Origin of the sequence: Caulobacter rhizosphaerae (assembly GCF_010977555.1) — a bacterium.
Classification (GTDB): domain Bacteria; phylum Pseudomonadota; class Alphaproteobacteria; order Caulobacterales; family Caulobacteraceae; genus Caulobacter; species Caulobacter rhizosphaerae.
This window is the reverse complement of the sequence record NZ_CP048815.1, coordinates 4,339,338-4,357,396: the sequence shown is the minus strand read 5'-3', so window position 1 is coordinate 4,357,396 and position 18,059 is coordinate 4,339,338. Positions and strand designations below refer to the sequence as shown.

15 protein-coding genes are annotated in these 18,059 nt (G+C 70.2%); 2 read left to right on the top strand and 13 right to left on the bottom strand.

The window, feature by feature from the left end:
- Positions 1–24: 24 nt before the first annotated feature.
- Complete coding sequence (locus G3M57_RS19810) at positions 25–471, bottom strand: DUF6265 family protein (protein WP_163232540.1); 447 nt, start codon at positions 469–471, stop codon at positions 25–27.
- A gap of 124 nt (positions 472–595) precedes the next feature.
- Positions 596–1,324: an NUDIX hydrolase gene (locus G3M57_RS19805; protein ID WP_163232538.1), complete on the bottom strand. Its 729-nt coding sequence runs from the start codon at positions 1,322–1,324 to the stop codon at positions 596–598.
- Positions 1,325–1,524: 200 nt separating this feature from the next.
- On the opposite strand from G3M57_RS19805, the gene G3M57_RS19800 reads away from it, so the two are divergent.
- Both G3M57_RS19800 and G3M57_RS19795 read left to right on the top strand, forming a co-directional pair.
- Entirely contained in the window at positions 1,525–2,820 is a 1,296-nt protein-coding gene (locus tag G3M57_RS19800; RefSeq protein WP_163232536.1) for an amidohydrolase, read from the top strand.
- Between the two features lie 28 nt (positions 2,821–2,848).
- Positions 2,849–3,895, top strand: coding sequence for an SGNH/GDSL hydrolase family protein (locus G3M57_RS19795; protein WP_163232534.1), 1,047 nt, complete (start codon positions 2,849–2,851; stop codon positions 3,893–3,895).
- 179 nt (positions 3,896–4,074) lie between these two features.
- Here G3M57_RS19795 and rnr read toward each other — a convergent pair whose 3' ends face one another.
- The 11 genes from rnr to G3M57_RS19740 all read right to left on the bottom strand — a co-directional run bounded on the left by rnr (position 4,075) and on the right by G3M57_RS19740 (position 17,284).
- The gene (gene rnr, locus G3M57_RS19790; RefSeq protein WP_163232532.1) at positions 4,075–6,408 is read right to left on the bottom strand and encodes a ribonuclease R; all 2,334 of its coding nucleotides are present in this window, start codon (positions 6,406–6,408) and stop codon (positions 4,075–4,077) included.
- Positions 6,409–6,482: 74 nt separating this feature from the next.
- Positions 6,483–8,066: a hypothetical protein gene (locus G3M57_RS19785; RefSeq protein WP_163232530.1), complete on the bottom strand. Its 1,584-nt coding sequence runs from the start codon at positions 8,064–8,066 to the stop codon at positions 6,483–6,485.
- A gap of 92 nt (positions 8,067–8,158) precedes the next feature.
- Positions 8,159–8,530, bottom strand: a complete 372-nt coding sequence (locus tag G3M57_RS19780; protein ID WP_056761634.1) for a hypothetical protein — start codon at positions 8,528–8,530, stop codon at positions 8,159–8,161.
- 31 nt (positions 8,531–8,561) lie between these two features.
- A complete protein-coding gene (topA, locus tag G3M57_RS19775) occupies positions 8,562–11,240 on the bottom strand; it encodes a type I DNA topoisomerase (protein ID WP_163232528.1) in 2,679 nt (892 codons plus the stop codon).
- 159 nt (positions 11,241–11,399) lie between these two features.
- Positions 11,400–11,564, bottom strand: a complete 165-nt coding sequence (locus G3M57_RS27580) for a helix-turn-helix domain-containing protein (RefSeq protein ID WP_235526089.1) — start codon at positions 11,562–11,564, stop codon at positions 11,400–11,402.
- A gap of 163 nt (positions 11,565–11,727) precedes the next feature.
- Positions 11,728–12,012: a BrnT family toxin gene (locus tag G3M57_RS19765; RefSeq protein WP_163232526.1), complete on the bottom strand. Its 285-nt coding sequence runs from the start codon at positions 12,010–12,012 to the stop codon at positions 11,728–11,730.
- 38 nt (positions 12,013–12,050) lie between these two features.
- Positions 12,051–13,154, bottom strand: coding sequence for a DNA-processing protein DprA (gene dprA / locus G3M57_RS19760; RefSeq protein WP_163232524.1), 1,104 nt, complete (start codon positions 13,152–13,154; stop codon positions 12,051–12,053).
- The gene (gene plsY / locus G3M57_RS19755; protein WP_056761647.1) at positions 13,151–13,813 is read right to left on the bottom strand and encodes a glycerol-3-phosphate 1-O-acyltransferase PlsY; all 663 of its coding nucleotides are present in this window, start codon (positions 13,811–13,813) and stop codon (positions 13,151–13,153) included. The genes dprA and plsY overlap by 4 nt, the downstream gene beginning before the upstream one ends.
- Positions 13,814–13,997: 184 nt before the next feature.
- Complete coding sequence (locus G3M57_RS19750) at positions 13,998–15,632, bottom strand: inorganic phosphate transporter (RefSeq protein WP_082564755.1); 1,635 nt, start codon at positions 15,630–15,632, stop codon at positions 13,998–14,000.
- Positions 15,633–15,878: 246 nt separating this feature from the next.
- Positions 15,879–16,469 carry a TetR/AcrR family transcriptional regulator gene (locus G3M57_RS19745; RefSeq protein ID WP_056761650.1) on the bottom strand — a complete coding sequence of 197 codons (591 nt, stop codon included), beginning with the start codon at positions 16,467–16,469 and terminating at the stop codon, positions 15,879–15,881.
- Positions 16,469–17,284: an oxidoreductase gene (locus tag G3M57_RS19740; protein ID WP_056761653.1), complete on the bottom strand. Its 816-nt coding sequence runs from the start codon at positions 17,282–17,284 to the stop codon at positions 16,469–16,471. Before G3M57_RS19740 ends, G3M57_RS19745 begins: the two co-directional genes overlap by 1 nt.
- Positions 17,285–18,059: the final 775 nt, after the last annotated feature.

Genomic DNA, 18,059 nt, shown 5'->3' with positions numbered 1-18,059 from the left:
AACATACTCATCGGCGGGGCAAAGTCAATTGCCGGTCGGACATCGTTTGTAAGGGAAATCGACGGCCTTGGCCTGGCCGCCGATCTGGCCCTCGATCCGGCCGGTCACGGCGTCGGGTCCCAGCCGGCGATAGATCACCCGTTGGGGAAAGTCGTGGGCCGGATCCTCGAACACCGCTTCGTCCGCGGTCAGGCTCTTGAGCGGGAAGGTGGCCCTGGCCTGGCCGGACGGCTCGGCGACATAGGCCAGCGACCCGTCGGCCTCGACGATGCGGACGAATTCGTACTCGCGCAGCTGGCCGTCGCGAACCGTGCGGCCCAGGCCCAGCATCACGCCGCCGCCGGGGCCCGTCCACAGCTCTTCCACCACGCCGTTCGGCTTGACGTGAATCCAGCAGCCCTTAAGCCAGGCCATCTGGTCGATGGCGGCGGGCGGGCCTGCCAACTGGGCGGCGAGGATCAGGGCGAGCATGGGCGGCCTCGTTGGGGCGAAATCCTCGTCCTTCGACAGGCTCAGGATGATTTCGAATGTTGGCTCAGCGCGACAATAGCCCTCATCCTGAGCCTGTCGAAGGACGAGGGCGAGCCCGAAAGCCTCACAGATAGCTCAACTGCCGCGCCCCGTGCAGGAAGCGCATGAACGGGGCCGGGCGTCCAGGGTCGGCCAGGCGCTGGGCCGCTTCGTGGACGACGAAGCGGGTAATGTTGGGCAGGTCCAGCGCGCGGGCCTGGTCGAAGTCGAACCAGCCAATCTCGTCCAGCTCGCCGCAGTCGGGCTGGCGCTCCAGGCTCAGAAGGGCGCTGGCGGGGGCCATGAAGAACCGGGCGTCGAAGCGGCGGGTGCGGTAGGGCGGGGTGATGGCCCGGGCCACGAAGGCCAGCGGCGCCAAGTCGGGCAGGGCGCCCTGGGCCAGGAACGGCCGCCAGGCCCCCGCGCCGGGCCGCTCGGGCGCGGCCTTGGCCAGCAGCAGGCCGGTCTCCTCGAAGGTCTCGCGCACCGCCGCCAGAGCCAGGGCGCGGGCCAGGCGGGCCGGGCTGGGATGGCGCGGCTCCAGGGCCAGGCGCGCGGCGGTGTCGGGCGACAGCTCGCTGGCCGAGGGGGCGGCGTAGTCGCCGCGGTCGACCCGGCCGCCGGGGAACACCCACTTGTCGGCCATGAAGGCCAGGCCCCGGTTGCGGCGGCCCATCAGCAGGCGGGGCCTGTCGCCGTCATCGCGGACCACGATCAGGGTGGCGGCGTGGCGCGGCTTCAGCACGCCGGCGTTCGGATCGCGGACGTCGCCGTCGTTGCGGGTGTCGAATTTGGCGTCGATCGGCTCGTCCATCTCCTGAGCTTAGACCCGACTCGCGCCGGCGCCAGCCATCCGTCGCGGCAGGTGGAAACTGTCGGGGACATGCCGCAAGGGCGCGTCCCCAGCCCGGGACGAGGACATGCCCTTGCGGCATGTCCCCAAGTTCATCCCTGCGCTTGACCGCCAAGCTCTCCGCCGCCCAAGCTCCCGCGGGGATACAAGAGGGGACGACCATGTTCGCAAGGGTTTCGGGATTGGCCTTGGCCGCCGCCTTGATCGGCTCCGCCGCCCAGGCCGCGCCGTCCACCGCCCAGGTGGCGGCCGCGGCCAAGGCCGTCCAGCCCAAGGTCGTGGCCTGGCGGCGCGACATCCACGAGCATCCCGAACTGGGCAACCAGGAGGTCCGCACCGCCGCCCTGGTGGCCAAGGAACTGCGCGCCCTGGGCTTCGAGGTCCGCGAGGGCGTCGGCCGCACCGGCGTGGTCGGCGTGCTGAAGGGCGGCAAGCCCGGCAAGGTGGTGGCCTTGCGCGCCGACATGGACGCCCTGCCGGTCGAGGAGAAGACCGGCCTGCTGTTCGCCTCCAAGGTCACGGCCCCGTGGGAGGGCAAGACCCTGCCGGTCATGCACGCCTGCGGCCACGACACCCACGTGGCCATGCTGCTGGGCGCGGCCACCGTGCTGGCGGGGATGAAGGCCCAGATCCCCGGCACGGTGGTGGTGCTGTTCCAGCCGGCCGAGGAGGGCTCGCAGGCCGGCGAGGAGGGCGGGGCGCTGCTGATGATCCGCGACGGGGCCCTGGATCACCCCAAGGTCGACGCCATCTTCGGCCTGCACATCGGTCCCGGCGACGCCCACGCCCTGAACTACCGGGCCGGCGGCTTCTATGCGGGCTCCGACCGGCTGACGATCACCGTCAAGGGCAAGCAGACCCACGGGGCGCGGCCCTGGGCCGGGGTCGACATGGCCAGCGTCGCGGCCGACATCGTCCAGGCCTTCAACCAGCTGTCGGCTCGCCAGGTCGACGTCGGGGCCTCGCCCACAGTCCTGACGGTGGCGACCATCAACATGGGGGTGCGCAACAACATCATTCCCGAGGACCTGACCATGACCGGCACCCTGCGCACCTTCAACGCCGAGCGCCGGGCCGACGTGATCGACAAGGTCCAGAAGACCGTGGCCGCCATCGGCGAGCGCTATGGCGCCAAGGCCCAGGCGGTGTTCACCCAGCCCTATCCGGTCACCCGCAACGACCCAGCGCTGTCGGCCTGGGTCAAGCCGGTGCTGGAACAGGCCTCGCCGGGCAAGGTCGACGATCAGGCCCCTCTGGTCACCGGGGCCGAGGACTTCTCGCGCTACGGCGAGAAAATCCCGGCGGTGTTCATCCAGCTGGGCGGCCGCCCGGCCAGCGTGCCGGCCGCCACCGCCCCCGCCAACCACTCGCCCTATTTCGATGTCGACGAGGCGGTGTTCGAGACGGGGGTGAAGGCCGAGGTCTTGCTGGCGCTGGATTATCTGGCCAAGAAGTAGCGCGCCCGAGCGCCCGAAGGAGACCTGCTTGCGATCGTTGTTTCTCGCCGCCGTCGCGGCCCTGGCGCTGTCGAGCCCGGCCGTGGCCCAGACCGCCCTGACGCCCAATATCGGCGGCCGGACCGTGGCGCTGCCCGACGGCGGTTACGAGTTCGGCTGGCCCGGCGTCTATTTCGAGGGTCGCTTCACCGGGCGTTCGGTCGAGGTGGCGGTCGATCCGCAGCTTGAGCACCTGGCGGTCAGCATCGACGGCAAGGTCCGCACCGAGCTGGACCTGCCCGGCGTCGCGCGCATGAGTTTCGACGACCTGGGCCCCGGCGAGCACGTCGTGCGAGTGGACAAGCTGACCGAGAGCCAGACCGGCTCGGCCCGGTTCCTGGGCTTTACCGTCGGCCGGGGCGGCCAGGCTCTTCCGCCGCCCGCCCGTCCGCGCAAGATCGAGTTCATCGGCGACTCCCACACCGTCGGTTATGGCGTGCGCTCCGCCAAGCGAAGCTGCACCCAGGCCGAGATCCACGACCTGACCGACACCAGCCTGACCTTCGGCCCGATCCTGTCGCGCCGGCTGGACGCCGACTACCGGATCGTCGCCTTCTCCGGCCGGGGCGTGGTGCGCAACTATGGCGGCTCGTCGCCCGGCCAGCCCCTGCCGGTGCTCTATTCGCGCCTGATCCCCGGCCAGGCCGCGCCCGCCGTCGACCCGGCCGATCCGTGGCGACCCGACCTGATCGTCATCGGCCTGGGGACCAACGACTTCTCCACCCCCGTCGCCGCGGGCGAGGCTTGGGCCGACGAGGCCGCCCTGCACGCCGACTACCGCAAGACCTATGCCGGCTTCATCCACGACCTAGCCCGCCGCCAGCCTCAGGCGAAGTTCCTGCTGATCGCCGGCGACAGCTTCGCGGCCGATGTCGATGCGGTGGTCCAGGCGGTCGACGCCGAGACCCCCGGCCTGGCGACCCCGGTGCGGATCACCGGCATGGACCTCAGCGCCTGCGACTGGCACCCGTCGATCGCGGACCAGACGATGATGGCCGACCGGCTCGAGGCGGCGGCCCGGACGGTCCTTCCCTGAGAACCCTCTCCCATGGGGAGAGGGAGGGGCCCAAGCGAAGCTTGGGAGGGTGAGGGGGTAAACCGTCCGACGGCGTGCCGGCAGAGCGGCCGTGTGAAATCGGTGAGGGTGTAGCCCCTCACCCTCCCACCGCTGCGCGGCGGGCCCCTCCCTCTCCCTCTGGGAGAGGGTTCCCGAAACTACTTCCGCTTCCCCCGCCGCACGCCCTTCGGCAGGCCGCCGCGCGGCTTGACCGGCGCGCGGGCCCGCACGCCCAGCCTCGGCCGGGGCGCCTTCGGATCCACCGGCAGGGCGTCGGTCAGCATCTCGAACAGCAGGCCGCCGGTCACGGGCGTGGCCTCGCGCAGCCGGACCTCGACCGCCAGGCCCAGCGGGAAGCGCTTGCCCGTGCGCTCGCCGACCAGGGCGTGCATGCGGTCGTCATGGACGAAATATTCCTCGCCCAGGGTCGAGACCGGCACCAGGCCGTCGGCGCCGGTCTCGTCCAGCTTCACGAACAGGCCAAAGCGCGTGACGCCGGTGATCCGTCCACTGAAGGTCGCGCCCACCCGGTCGGCCAGGAAGGCGGCGACGTAGCGGTCGGTGGCGTCGCGCTCGGCGGCCATGGCCCGGCGCTCGGCGTGGGTGATGACCTCGGCGGTGTCCTTGATCTGGCTGATGTCCTGGTCGGTCAGGCCATCGGTCCCGAGGTTCAGGGCGCGGATGAGGGCCCGGTGGACGATCAGGTCGGCATAGCGGCGGATCGGGCTGGTGAAGTGGGCGTAGCGCGCCAGGTTCAGGCCGAAGTGGCCCAGGTTGTCGCTGGAATAGTGGGCCTGCATCTGGGTGCGCAGGACCACCTCGTTGATGATCGCCGCGTGCGGGCTCTCGCGGGTGTCGTCCAGCAGCTTGTTGAAGCGCGCCGTGGTCGGGGCCTCGCCCTTGGACCACTTGACCTCCAGCGTCTGCAGGAACTCGACCAGGCTCATGACCTTTTCCTGGCTGGGCGTGTCGTGCACCCGGTAGATCAGCGGCAGGCGCTTGGCTTCCAGGGTCTCGGCGGCCGAGACGTTGGCCTGGATCATCATCTCCTCGATCAGCTTGTGGGCCTCGAGGCTGGCGCGGCGGGTGATCGATTGGATCTCGCCCTCGCGGATGACGATGCGGCGCTCGTCGCTCTCGATCGCCAGGGGCGAGCGGGCCTCGCGGCCCTTGCCCATCAGGCGGAAGGCGGTCCACAGGGGCTTCAGGATCGGGTCCAGCAGCGGCCCGGCCTTGTCGGCGTCCTGGCCGTCCGGCGGGGCGACGCCGTCGATGGCGGCCTGGGCCTGCTCGTAGGACAGCTTGGCGGCGCTGCGCATCAGGCCGCGCACGAACTTGTGGCTCTTCTTGCGGCCGGTGGCGTCGAACACCATCCGCACCGCCAGGGTCGCCCGGTTCTCGCCCTCGCGCAGCGAGCACAGGCCGTTGGACAGGGTCTCGGGCAGCATCGGCTCCACCCGGTCGGGGAAATAGACGCTGTTGCCCTTCTCGCGGGCGTCGCGGTCCAGGGCCGAGCCGGGGCGCACATAGGCGGCGACGTCGGCGATGGCCACCCAGACCACCCAGCCGCCCACGTTGCCGGCGTCCGGATCGGGATGGGCGTAGACCGCGTCGTCGTGGTCGCGGGCGTCCACCGGGTCGATGGTCACGAACGGCAGGTCGCGCAGGTCGTCGCGGCCCTCCAGGGTCGGGGGCTGGGCCGCGCCGGCCTCGGCCTCGGCCTCCTCGCTGAAGCCGGTGGGGATGCCGTGGCTGTGGATGGCGATCAGCGAGGCGGCGCGGGGGTCGTCCTCGCTGCCCAGCACCTCCAGGATCTTGCCGAACTTGGGTCCGTAGCGGGCGCCGGCCCCGCTGACCTGGGCCAGCACCAGGTCGCCTTCCTTCAGGCCCTCGGCGGCCTGGTTGTCGATCAGCAGGCTTTCCTTGGACTTGCGATCGACCGGCTCGACCCGGGTTTCGCGCCGGTGCTTGCGGATCACCCCCAGCAGCTTGTGGGCGCTCTGGCCCAGCCGCTTGATCAGCCGCGCCTCGGTCTCGCCGCTCTCCAGCTGCTCGAAGCGGACCAGCAGGCGGTCGCCCAGACCCGGCGCGCCGCCGGCCGCCTCGCCCTTGCCGGGGGCCAGGCGCACCTGGGGCAGGTCCTCGCCGCCCTTCGTCAGGCGCACATAGAGGTCGCCGTCCGCGTCGCGCTCGACCACGTCGACCACGCCGACGGGGGGAAGGGCGCCGGCTTCGGCGAAGCCCCGGCGACCGCGCTTGCCCAGGGATCCGTCGGCTTCCAGCGTCCGCAGCATTTCGCGCAGGGCTCGACGATCCGCGCCCTTCAGGCCGAAGTGGCGGGCGATGTCGGCCTTGCCGCTCTCGCCGGCGTCGCGCAGGAAGGCCAGCAGGGTCTCGCGATCGGGCAGACCGGCGGGCGGCTTGGCGACCTTGCCGCCCTTGGGCGAGGCGGCGGGGAACTTGGACGACTTGGGCGAGCGAGGTTTGGCCATTCTCCTCGTCTAACGCGCCGAAGGGGGCGATGGCCAAGGGAAAGCGTCCGCAGGGACCATGAAGACGGTCCTGCCTAGTTCTGGCTGAAGGTTCGGCCCTGCATGTAGATGCCCTTCAGGTCGGAGCTCCAGGGCGCGCAGAGCACGGTCTCGGTGCGCCCGTCGTCGAACTTCAGTTCCAGGCTCAGGCCGTCCAGCCGATAGGTCCCCCGGTTGCCCGAGCCTTCGTTGGAGCGTCTTTGCGCGCTGGCGAACGCCCCGCCCGCGCCGCCGCCGGCGGAAGCGCTCGAGCCTTCGCCGTCGGAATAGCCCGCGGCGCCGCCCGAGAAGCCGGCGTTGGCCGCCATCGAACCCGAGCCGGACTGGCGATAGCCGATCACCTCGAATCGTCCATCGGCGGAGAACCTGTAGGTGGTCGAGTTGTAGGTCCCGCCCAAGGCTTGGCTGCCGTGGAAGCTCGTGCTGGTGTAGGCGCCGTTCAGTCGCTGTCCCGGTTTCCAGGTCGGGATCAACCGGCCGGCCTGGTCGCTCCAGGCCTCCGGGCGGCCGAAATCATCGTTGCGCTGGATCTGGAAGCCGCCGCCGGCCTGGCGCCAGCGGCCCCACATCTGGGGCTCCAGCTTGCGCGACTTGGCGACGTCCAGGTCGCTGGGCGCGACGTCCTCGCCCAGATAGACCGTGCCGTCCTTCAGCAGCAGGAAGATGTCCTCGCGGAACTCGTAGCCGCTGGAGCCGGTGGTTCCGTAGCCATGGTGCAGCAGGCCGTGCATCTGGTCGGGTCTGAGCCCCGCGCCCGGCGCGGCGGTGATCTGGGCGGCGGAGACCTGCAAGCGGGTCAGCCCGGGCTCGGCGGGCAGCGGCGAGGGCTTCAGGCCCGCGGGATCGACGATCCGGCTGTCCTTCAACCAGGCCATGCCGCCGGGCAGCTCCTTCAGGTCGGCTTCGACCGTGATGGTCTGTCCCTCGTACCGGTCAAGGTCCAAGCCGGTGCTGACCAGGACCCTGGAGCGGAACACCCCGTCGTTGGTCTGGACCAGATAGGCGTCGCCCATCCGCACCACCTTGCCCTGGATGTAGATCCGCCCCGCCTGGTCCATCATGCGCCCGGCCCGTTTGACGTCGTTGGCGGGGCCGAACCAGGACTGGACCAGGGCGGTCAGCTGGGCCGGCGTATAGTAGACGCCGCCCGTGGTCGCCGGCGCCGCCGCCGCCGTCGCCGAGGCGGCCGTGATCGATCCGGCGGCGGGCAGGCCGGCATAGAGGGCGGGATAGGCTGTCCGGGTGACGAAGGGGCCTTCCTTCAGCCAGCCGGAGATCTGCGGGCAGACGGTCTGGGGCGGCCCCATCTGCTTGAGCTTGCCGATGGCGCTGGTCGCCACCGAGCCCATGATCCCGCGCAACTGGCCCAGCTTGTCCGGACCCAGCGCCTGCGAAACCTGGGGAAGCAGGGCGTCCTCGCGCCAGGCCAGCCATCGGGGACGAAGGCCCGAGGCGGCGTCGGGCGCGACCTGTTCGCAATAGCCGATCATCGCTTCGGCCGACATGTCCAGGCCGATGACCGAGGCGATCGCCTCCAACTGCTCTTTCTCGGACTGGGCCAGGGCGGGGGCGGCCGCCGTGCAGGCGACGAGCAGGGCAAGGCAGGGCCAGGACTTCATGCGGAGCCTTCGAGCAGGGCGGATCTGACGACCACGATTTGCGGGGGACATCCTTGCCACGCTTGTGACGAGACCGCGCGCTAGGGAAGACCCTAGTACAGGTCCTCGATCCGCTGCGGCGGGGTCTGGGCGGGCGGCGGGGCTTCCGGCTTCTTCTCGACCGGGGGCGGCGCGGCGGGCGGGGTCTCGACCACCGGCGCGGCGACCACCGGGGTGTCGTCGACTTCTTCGACCGGCTTGGGCTTGGGAGCCTCGACGGGCGGCGGCGGGGCGACCTCGGCGACCGCCGGCGTCGCCTCGCGCACCGGCACGCCCGAGACCTCGGCCAGGGGCGCGGTCGAGGCCGTCTCGTGGTCGGTCTTCAGCAGGGCGTTCTTGAGGCCGAAGGCGAAGCCGCCGACGCTGATGGCCGACAGGATCAAGACCACGACAGGCAGCGGCAAGGGGCGTTCGAGCGACGTCATGCGGTCAGCTTAATCCCACCGCCGAGGCGCGTCACGCCTCGGCTTTGGCCTTTGTCGCCGCGGGCTTCTTGGCCGCCGCCTTCTTGGCCGCCGGTTTCTTGGCCGGAGCCTTCTTCGCGGGGGCCGCTCCGTCCGTCGCCGCCTCGGCCTTGGCCTTGGCGGGCGCCTTCTTGGCCGGGGCCTTCTTCGCCGGCTTCTTGCCGCCGCCGCCCTTGGCGACCCGCTCGGCGATCAGGGCGACGGCCTCATCCAGGGTCAGGGCCGCCGGGTCGGCGCCCTTGGGAACGTTGGCGTTGGTGTCGCCGTGCTTGATGTAGGGGCCGAAGCGGCCGGACAGCACGCGGATCGGCTTGCCGTCCTCGGGGTGATTGCCCAGTTCGGCCAGGGCCGCGGCCTGGCCGCGCTGCGGACGCCCGCCGCCGGCCCGCTTGTCGGCCAGCAGGGCCACCGCGCGGTTCAGGCCGATGTCGAAGACGTCTTCCGGGTTCTCCAGGTTGGCGTAGGTGCCGTCGTGCAGCACGAACGGCCCGAAGCGGCCCAGGCCCGCGGTGATGGTCTTGCCGTCGTCCGGGTGGGCGCCGACCTCGCGGGGCAGGGACAGCAGGCGCAGGGCCTTTTCCAGGTCGACCGCCGCCGCCGTCCAGCCCTTGGGCAGGCTGGAGCGCTTGGGCTTGTCGCCGCCGCCCTCCGCCGCCAGCTCCTCGACATAGGGTCCGAAGCGGCCGTTCTTCAGCCACACCGCGCGCCCGGTCGCCGGGTTGATCCCCAGTTCCTTGTCGGCGGCCTCGGCCTCGCCGTCGCCCTCGCTGGTGGCCAGCTGGCGGGTGTAGCGGCATTCAGGATAGTTGCTGCAGCCGATGAAGGCCCCGAACTTGCCGGTCTTCAGCGAAAGCTGCCCCGTGCCGCAGGTCGGGCAGGCGCGCGGGTTGGAGCCGTCGCCCTTGTCCGGGAAGATGTGCGGGCCCAGGGCCTCGTTCAGGGCGTCCAGGACGTTGGTGGTGCGCAGCTCGGCGATCTCGCCGACCGCGGCCGCGAAATCCTTCCAGAAGTCGCGCAGGAACTGCTTCCAGTCCAGCTTGCCGTCCGACACCAGGTCCAGCTGCTCTTCCAGGGCGGCGGTGAAGTCGTACTCCACATAGCGGCGGAAGAACTGCTCCAGGAACGCCGTGACCAGCCGGCCCTTGTCCTCGGGGATGAAGCGCTGCTTCTCCATGCGGACATAGGCGCGGTCGCGCAGCACGGTCAGGACCGAGGCGTAGGTCGAGGGGCGGCCGATGCCCAGCTCTTCCATCTTCTTGACCAGGCTGGCTTCCGAATAGCGCGGCGGCGGCTCGGTGAAGTGCTGGTCGGCGCGGGCGTCCAGCACCTTGGCGGTCGCGCCTTCCTCGATCATCGGCAGGCGGGCGCTGTCCTCGTCGCCCTCGTCGTCGCGGCCTTCCTCGTAGACGGCGAGGTAGCCGGGGAAGAGAACGACCTGGCCCGTGGCGCGCATGCCGGTCTGGCCGTCGGCGCTCTCCAGGTCGACGGTGGTGCGCTCGATGCGGGCGCTTTCCATCTGCGAGGCGATCATCCGCTTCCAGATCAGCTCGTAGAGACGCCCCAGGTCGGGCTCCAGGCGCAGCGAGCCGGGGTTGCGCTTCAGGCTGGTGGGGCGGATGGCTTCGTGCGCCTCCTGGGCGTTCTTGGCCTTGGCCTTGTAGTAGCGGGGGGTCTCGGGGACGTAGGTCTCGCCATAGACGTTGCCGATCACGCTGCGCGCCTCGGCGATGCCCTCCGGCTCGACCGACACGCCGTCGGTCCGCATGTAGGTGATCAGGCCGACGGTCTCGCCGCCGATGTCGATGCCTTCGTACAGCTTCTGGGCCGCCTGCATGGTGCGCTGGGCCGAGAAGCCCAGCTTGCGGGCCGCTTCCTGCTGCAGGGTCGAGGTGGTGAAGGGCGGGGCGGGCGAGCGCTTGCCGGGCTTCTTCTCGACGGCGGCGACCTTGAACACCGCCTTCTGCACGGCGGCGCGGGCGGCCAGGGCCGAGCCCTCGTTATTGAGGTCGAACTTGGTGAGCTTCTTGTTCTCGTGCTTGACCAGGCGGGCCAGGAACGGCTCGGCGCCGGCCGTGACGTCGGCCTCGACCGTCCAGTATTCCTGGGTCTTGAAGCGCTCGATCTCCAGCTCGCGGTCGACGATCAGCCGCAGGCAGACCGACTGCACGCGGCCGGCCGAACGGCTGCCCGGCAGCTTGCGCCACAGCACCGGCGACAGGGTGAAGCCGACCAGGTAGTCCAGGGCGCGGCGGGCCAGGTAGGCCTCGACCAGCTCCATGTCGATGTCGCGCGGATTGGCCATGGCCTCCAGCACGCTCGACTTGGTGATGGCGTTGAAGGTGACGCGCTGGACGGTCTTGTCCTTGATCGCCTTCTTCTTCTGCAGCACTTCCAGCACGTGCCAGCTGATCGCCTCGCCCTCGCGGTCGGGGTCGGTGGCCAGGATCAGGCGATCGGCGCCCTTCAGGGCGTCGACGATGTCGGACACCCGCTTGGCGGCCTTGCCGTCGACTTCCCAGCTCATGGCGAAGTCGTTGTCCGGCTCCACCGACCCGTCCTTCGACGGCAGGTCGCGGATGTGGCCGTACGAGGCCAGAACCTTGAAGTCGGACCCGAGATACTTGTTGATGGTCTTGGCCTTGGCCGGGCTCTCGACGACGACGACGTTCATTAGGACCTTGGATGCCTGGGAATTGGGTTCGTCCCCAGGGCGAACCGAGGCGGCGAGGGCCGGAAAGTGGGGGCGTCCCCCGGTGTCTGTCAACGGCGGCCGTGGCGGACGGCGCATTTGGCCGACGGCTCTCTCTATAGAGAGAGGAATATTTGGGCCTCAGGCCGCCTCGCCGCCGATCAGTCTCATCATCGTTTCCGGGTCCCGGGCGATGGCGGTCAGCAGGGCCCGGGCCGGGGCGTCGGGATAGCTGCGCTCCTGCTCCCAGTCGCGGACCGTAGCCAGGGGCAGGCGGAAGGCGGCCGCGAACTCGGCCTGGGTCATGCTCAGCTTGAGGCGGATGCCCTTGATAAGGTTTACCCGCTTGAACCGCGAAAGCTGCTCCGGCGTCAGCGGTGGGCAGTCGGGGTCGGACTGTGCGGCGGCTGTGATTTCTTCGTCGGTCAGTGCGTCGAGGCGCGCCCAATCGGTCTCGCCGGCGGGCGGCCTAGGGTTTGCCGCGGAGATAACGACCCTCTTCATGCCGGTCGGCAGGGCGGGCGGAGATGATCCTGTAGTGGTTTTCGTCATGGGAGAGGGTCACCACGAACAATACGCGTTGTGAGCTCAAGCCGATAATCTGCAGCCGCTCTTCGTTATAGTCGAAACGATCGTCGATATCCTCGAGGTGGTAGGGATCGAGGATCGCGAAACACGCATCGTCGAAGCTCACCCCGTGCTTGGCGAGATTGCTCCGCGCCTTCTCGGTATCCCACTCGAAGGTGACCTGCATGGTACGGGTATCCAGTACCTAAGGCAAGACGAAGGTCATCAAATCCCCGCCACCATCCCGCCCGGCAGCAGTTCCGCCCGCTCGGCCAGGGCCAGCTCCACCAGGGCCGCCATCACCGCCGCGGTCGGGGCGTGGGTGGCGCGGACCAGTTCGTCGCGCGAGACCGGCGTGGGGGAGAGCAGGCGGGCGATCTCGTCGCGCAGGGCGTCGTGGTCGACCTCCACGCCGTCGTCCTCGGTCACGTAAGGCCGCTCGCGTTCGCGCAGGTGGGCCTGGCCCGACAGCGAGCGCAGCACGTCCTCGACGCCCTCGCACAGGATCGCGCCCTGGCGGATCAGGTCGTTGGGACCCTTGGCCCGCGGGTCCAGAGGCGAGCCGGGCACGGCGAACACGTCGCGGCCCTGCTCGGCGGCCAGGCGGGCGGTGATCAGCGAGCCGGACTTCAGCTCGGCCTCGACCACGATCACGCCCAGCGAAAGGCCCGAGATGATGCGGTTGCGGCGGGGGAAGTCCTTGGCGATCGCCCGGCGGTCGGGGGCGCTTTCGCTGACGATGCAGCCGCCCTCATGGGCGATGCGGGCGTGCAGGGCGGCGTGCTCGGGCGGATAGACGTCGCTGACGCCGCCGCCCAGCACCGCCACCGTGCCGGTCGCCAGGGCGCCTTCGTGGGCCGCGCCGTCGACGCCGCGCGCCAGGCCCGACACCACCACATAGCCATGCCGGCCGAGCTCCGCGGCCAGTTGGCGGGCGAAGCGCTGGCCACCGGCCGAGGCGATCCGCGCCCCGACGATGGCCAGGCTGGGCTGGGACAGCAGCTCGGCGCGGCCCAGGGCCCACAGCACCGGCGGCGGCGGGTCCAGGGCCACCAGCCGCGGGGGAAAGTCCGGCTCGCAGCCGCAGATCAGCCGCGCGCCCAGGCGGTGGCCGCTGTCCAGCTCCTGCAGGACCTCGCTCTCGGGCGGCGGCCGCAGGGGCGAGGCGCGGCCAGCCCGGCGAGCCAGGTCGGGCAGGGCGACCAGGGCGCGCTCGGCCGAGCCGAACCGCTGGAGCAGATGGTCGAAGGCGACCGGGCCGACCGTCTCGGTGCGCGCCAGCCGAAGCCAGGCCAGGCGCTCGCTGTCCGAGAGGCGGCGCGGCGTCACGCGGCCCCGTCTGTGCTTTGGGTCGGCGGCGCTTCGGCCGTCTTCTTCTTGCCGATCCGGGGCTCCTGGCCCGTCAGCAGCCGGCCGATGTTGTCCTTGTGCCGGATGAAGATCAGCACGGCCATGAACAGGCACAGGCCCAGGAAGGCGGCGTCCTGGTCGGTGGCCAAGGCGAACGGCGCGGCCAGGGCGGCGGCGACCAGGGCGGCCAGCGAGCTGATGCGGAACAGGGCCGCCACGGCCAGCCAGGTCACGGCGGCCAGCAGGCCCACCGGCCAGCAGGCGGCCAGCAGCACGCCGTAGAAGGTGGCCACGCCCTTGCCGCCCTTGAACTTCAGCCAGACGGGGAACAGGTGGCCGGTGAAGGCCGCGCCGCCAGCCAGGGCGACAATGAACGGGTTGTCGTGGCTCAGCCAGCGGGCCAGCAGCACCGCGACCACCCCCTTGCCGGCGTCGCCCAGCAGGGTAATGGCGGCCAGGTCCTTGCGGCCCGAACGCAGCACGTTGGTCGCCCCGATATTGCCCGAGCCGATCTGGCGGATGTCGCCGGCCCCGCCCAGCCGCGTGGCGATCAGGCCGAACGGGATCGAGCCCAGCAGATAGCCGCCAAGCAGGGTGAGACCGAGGGACAGGTAGACGGCTTGGGCGAGATCTTGCACGGAATGCGACCTATGGATGTGGTGAAGCTGCCCGGCGGAACCGGCGCATGGCAAGGGCGAAAACGCCTGTTTCGGCATTTATAGCGGAGCCGTCGGTCGCGACCACACCGTTTTCCCAAGCTCACCCGCGGGGCCGCCTCGCCCGGATGTCACCGCTCCGGCGCCTTGACTCCCGCCGCCGCCCCTAGAAGACCTGCGAGAGCAGCCAGTACAGCCCGCCCGCCAGCAGGATTGACACCGGCAGGGTCAGCACCCAGGCGGCCAGCATGTTGCGCAGGGTCGACATCTGCAGGCCCGATCCATTGGCGGCCATGGTCCCCGCCACCCCCGAGGACAGGACGTGGGTGGTCGAGACCGGCAGGCCCAGGTGGTCGGCGGCGAAGATCGTACCCATGGCCACCAGCTCGGCCGAGGCCCCCTGGGCGTAGGTCATATGGGTCTTGCCGATCTTCTCGCCGACGGTGATCACGATCCGCTTCCAGCCGACCATGGTGCCCAGGCCCAGGGCGAAGGCCACGGCCACCTTGACCCAGGTGGGGATGAAGCGGGTGCCCTTGTCCAGGGCGGCGCGATAGGCGTCGAGCGCCTTCTTCTCCGGCCCGGCCAGGTGCAGGGAGGGCTCCTTGGCGATGCGCTTGAGGCCCTCCGACGCCAGGTACATGTCGTTGCGGACGTTGCCGACGGCGCTGGCCGGGATCTTGGCCAGCGAGCCGTAGTCCTGGACCTGGCGGTTGATGTCGGTGATCAGCACGGCGACCGCCGGGACGGTGTCGGGCGCCAGGGTCTTCTCGGCGATGTAGCGGGTGACCGAAGTCCGCGCGACGGCCGGCGACAGGCCTGGAGCCGGCCCGGCGCCGTGCGGGGCCAGCGCGCTGGCCGCCGCCGCCGAGGCGGTCTCGAACTGGGCGGTGTAGGCCGGCGGCACGGCGCGGTTCAGCGCATAGGCCGTGGGCACGGTGCCGATCAGGATCAGCATGATCAGGCCCATGCCCTTCTGCCCGTCGTTGGAGCCGTGGGCGAACGACACGCCGGTGCAGGTGAACACCAGCAGGGCGCGGATCCACAACGGCGGCGGCACGCCGGGCGTCGGCTCGCTGTACAGCGCCTTGTTGCGGATCAGCAGCTTGGCGGCCAGGAACAGCAGCGCCGCGACGCCGAAACCGATCAGCGGCGACAGCAGCAGGGCCTTGCCGATGTCCGTGGCCTTGGTCCAGTCGACCCCGGCCGTGCCGCTGCGCCCGTGCATCATGGCGTTGGCCACGCCGACGCCGATGATCGAGCCGATCAGGGTGTGGGAGCTGGACGAGGGGATGCCGAAGAACCAGGTCGCCAGGTTCCAGGCGATCGCCGCCAGCAGCAGCGAGAACACCATGGCGTAGCCCGAGCTGGAGCCGACCTGCAGGATCAGCTCGACCGGCAGCAACGAGACGATCCCGAACGCCACCGCGCCGGTCGACAGCAGCACGCCCAGGAAGTTGAAGAAGCCGGACCACACCACGGCCACGTTGGCCGGCAGCGAGTTGGTGTAGATCACCGTGGCCACGGCGTTGGCCGTGTCGTGGAAGCCGTTCACGAACTCGAAGCCCAGGGCGATCAGCAGGGCGATGAACAACAGGACGAACGGCAGGAAGGCGACGGCGCTGACCCCGGCCGAAGTGGCGTCGGCATAGACGCTGTAAGCGACATACAGCAGGGCGACGAGGATTGCGGCCCCCATGCCCAGGAGGCCGGCGGAGCCCAGCCCCTTGTCCAGGTCGGGCCGGCCCGAAGCCGTGGTGGGAGGGGCCGTGGTGGGAACGGGCGCATCGATCGCGGTCATGCTGCACACCTTCGCTTGGGGTCAGGCGAGGTTAGGAGCGGTGCGTGACAGTCCGATGATGGCGAGAGAGCGGGGGACTCTGCGAGCAGTGCGTCCTTCGAGGCTCGCTGCGCGGGCGCCTCAGGATGAGGAGCTTTTGCTGATGTCCTCATCCTGAGGTGCGCGCTCGTGAGCGCGCCTCGAAGGACGCAAGGCGCGCCTGAAACCCCCTGCGAGGGCGCGCCGGGCTTGCCGCGGAAACGAGGGTCAGGCTCGGAGCTCGGCGGCCACCAGCGCCAGGGCGTTGCGCAGGCCCTGCTCGAGGAGCTGATCGGAGAGCTGTCGGTCGGTCAGGGCGCGGGCGAGTTGCAGCGTCCCGGCCATCAGGCCCAGCAGGCTGAGCGCCTTCACGCGGGCCGAGAGCGGATCCTCGGGCGCCATGCGGGCGGCGAGGCCGTCGACGACCACCAGCACGCCGTCGGTATAGGCCTGCCGGATCGCATCCGCGCCGCGCCCGATCTCGTCGAGCAGGGCGGCGTTGGGGCAGCCGTCGGCCGGGTCGTCCCGGTGGTGCGCCGACAGGTACCAGCGGATGATCTGCTCCAGTCCGGCCGGGCCGGGCTCCGTCAGCTCGACGATGCTGGCGTGCAGGGTCTGAAGTTGGTCGCCGACGGCCGCCGCGACGAGGTCGTCCTTGGAGCCGAAGTGGGCGTAGAAGGCGCCGTTGGTCAGGCCCGCGTCCTTCATCAGCGTCGCCACCCCGGAGCCGTCGATGCCGTCCCGCTTGAGCCGCCGACCGGCCGTCGCGACGATCCTCTGCCGGGTTTCCTGCTTGTGGTCGCTCGTGTAGCGCGCCATCAGCTCGGCATCCGGTTGAACTTGCGGATGACGCGGTCGAAGGTCCGGGCGGGGGCGAGGCGGTGCACCGCGCTGATGGTCCGGGCGGTCGCGCCGGCGGTGCGACGGAGTTTCGGGTTCCGGTCGGTGGCCGCCGCGACGATCACCTTGGCGACGACGGCGGGGTCGTCGCCGCTGCGCAGGTTCTGCTCCAGCAGCTCGTCGTAGTTGCGCCGTCCCGCCGCGTAGAGCGGCAGGGGGGTGTCGGCCACCACGCTGTGGCCCGCGAACGGCGTGTTGATCGGGCCGGGCTCGACCAGCAGGACCCGGACGCCGTGTTCGCGAACCTCGTGGTCCAGTGACTGGGAATAGCCCTCGACCGCATGCTTGGTCGAGACGTAGAGCGCCATGAACGGGCTGGGGACGAAGCCGCTGAGGGATGAGACATTGATGATCCGTCCGCGGCCCTGGGCGCGCATGTGCGGCAGGACCGCCTTGGTCATCCGGATGACGCCATAGACGTTGATGTCGAAGACGCCCTGCGCCTGGGCGATCGAGAATTCCTCGGCCGCGCCGGTCGCGCCGACGCCGGCGTTGTTGACCAGGACGTCGATGCGCCCGAACCGGTCGATCACCTGCTGGACGGCCGAGGCGACCGAGGCGTCGCTGGTCACGTCGAGGTCGAGATAGGTCACCCCGGCGGGCGCGGTGAGCCGCGCGGTGTCGCGACCGGTTCCGATCACCTGGAAACCCGCGGCGGCCAAGGCGATCGCCGTGGCCTTGCCGATGCCCGAGGAGGCGCCCGTTACGAGCGCGACTTGCGCGGTGGCTGTCATCACGAGCTCCTGGGTTTTAAATTACGATCGTATTATAATGAGGGCCGGGCGGTCGCGAGGCAAGGTCTCTTGGAGAATTAAATTATGTTCGTACTTTCATGGGGCGAAAGGGGAGCTTGCGCGTAGGGCCAAGGCGCAGCCTTGCCGCGGGTGGAGGGCGTCGGGAGGGCAAACGATCTTCCCTCCCCACGAGGGGGAGGGAAAGGTGCTTATGCTCGGCCTATCGCGAGCAAAGCCCCGCGATTTCAACGCCTTGAACTTTCTCGACCCAATTTGATCCCCACCCCTTCAGACCGCCCTTATCCTGATCCCACCTGAAGGCATGGGAGGGCGCACGTACGGCGACCGATGCGGCCTTCGGGGGTGGTCGAGCGGGAAGCGTTTGTCGGTGGTCTTGGGTGACAACCTTTCGCGACGGTCCTGGGCAGGTTCCCTGAAACATGGGGACGAAACCCAGGCGGCGAGGGATCGGCGAGCGCGGCAGGCCCGGGCTGAAATCGCCCGGGCGGTCCAGGACGCGCCAACGTCCTGCCCGTCGGGGGGCCTCCATCGGAGCGGGTTAAAAATCCGCGACCCGAAGGCTTCCGGATAACGGCTCCACGCGAAGCGCTCGAACTTCGTCGAAACGGTACTTACAACTGCAAATCATCCGGGCGGAGCCCGGGCGCTTCGCACCCTTCCCATCAAGCTCAGCGGGTTTCCGCGTGAGGCGGCCAAGCCGCGCCCATCAGATCCTCCCCCTGTGGGGGAGGTGTCGGCGAAGCCGACGGAGGGG

Bases quoted from the DNA above. Each gene is read 5' to 3' on its own strand.
- G3M57_RS19800 (WP_163232536.1), top strand. From the start codon at position 1,525: ATGTTCGCAAGGGTTTCGGGATTGGCCTTGGCCGCCGCCTTGATCGGC.
- G3M57_RS19765 (WP_163232526.1), bottom strand. From the start codon at position 12,012: ATGCAGGTCACCTTCGAGTGGGATACCGAGAAGGCGCGGAGCAATCTC.
- G3M57_RS19785 (WP_163232530.1), bottom strand. From the start codon at position 8,066: ATGAAGTCCTGGCCCTGCCTTGCCCTGCTCGTCGCCTGCACGGCGGCC.
- rnr (WP_163232532.1), bottom strand. From the start codon at position 6,408: ATGGCCAAACCTCGCTCGCCCAAGTCGTCCAAGTTCCCCGCCGCCTCG.
- G3M57_RS19750 (WP_082564755.1), bottom strand. From the start codon at position 15,632: ATGACCGCGATCGATGCGCCCGTTCCCACCACGGCCCCTCCCACCACG.
- topA (WP_163232528.1), bottom strand. From the start codon at position 11,240: ATGAACGTCGTCGTCGTCGAGAGCCCGGCCAAGGCCAAGACCATCAAC.
- G3M57_RS19805 (WP_163232538.1), bottom strand. From the start codon at position 1,324: ATGGACGAGCCGATCGACGCCAAATTCGACACCCGCAACGACGGCGAC.
- G3M57_RS19745 (WP_056761650.1), bottom strand. From the start codon at position 16,469: ATGGCGCGCTACACGAGCGACCACAAGCAGGAAACCCGGCAGAGGATC.
- G3M57_RS19810 (WP_163232540.1), bottom strand. From the start codon at position 471: ATGCTCGCCCTGATCCTCGCCGCCCAGTTGGCAGGCCCGCCCGCCGCC.
- G3M57_RS19740 (WP_056761653.1), bottom strand. From the start codon at position 17,284: ATGACAGCCACCGCGCAAGTCGCGCTCGTAACGGGCGCCTCCTCGGGC.
- G3M57_RS19780 (WP_056761634.1), bottom strand. From the start codon at position 8,530: ATGACGTCGCTCGAACGCCCCTTGCCGCTGCCTGTCGTGGTCTTGATC.
- G3M57_RS27580 (WP_235526089.1), bottom strand. From the start codon at position 11,564: ATGACCCAGGCCGAGTTCGCGGCCGCCTTCCGCCTGCCCCTGGCTACG.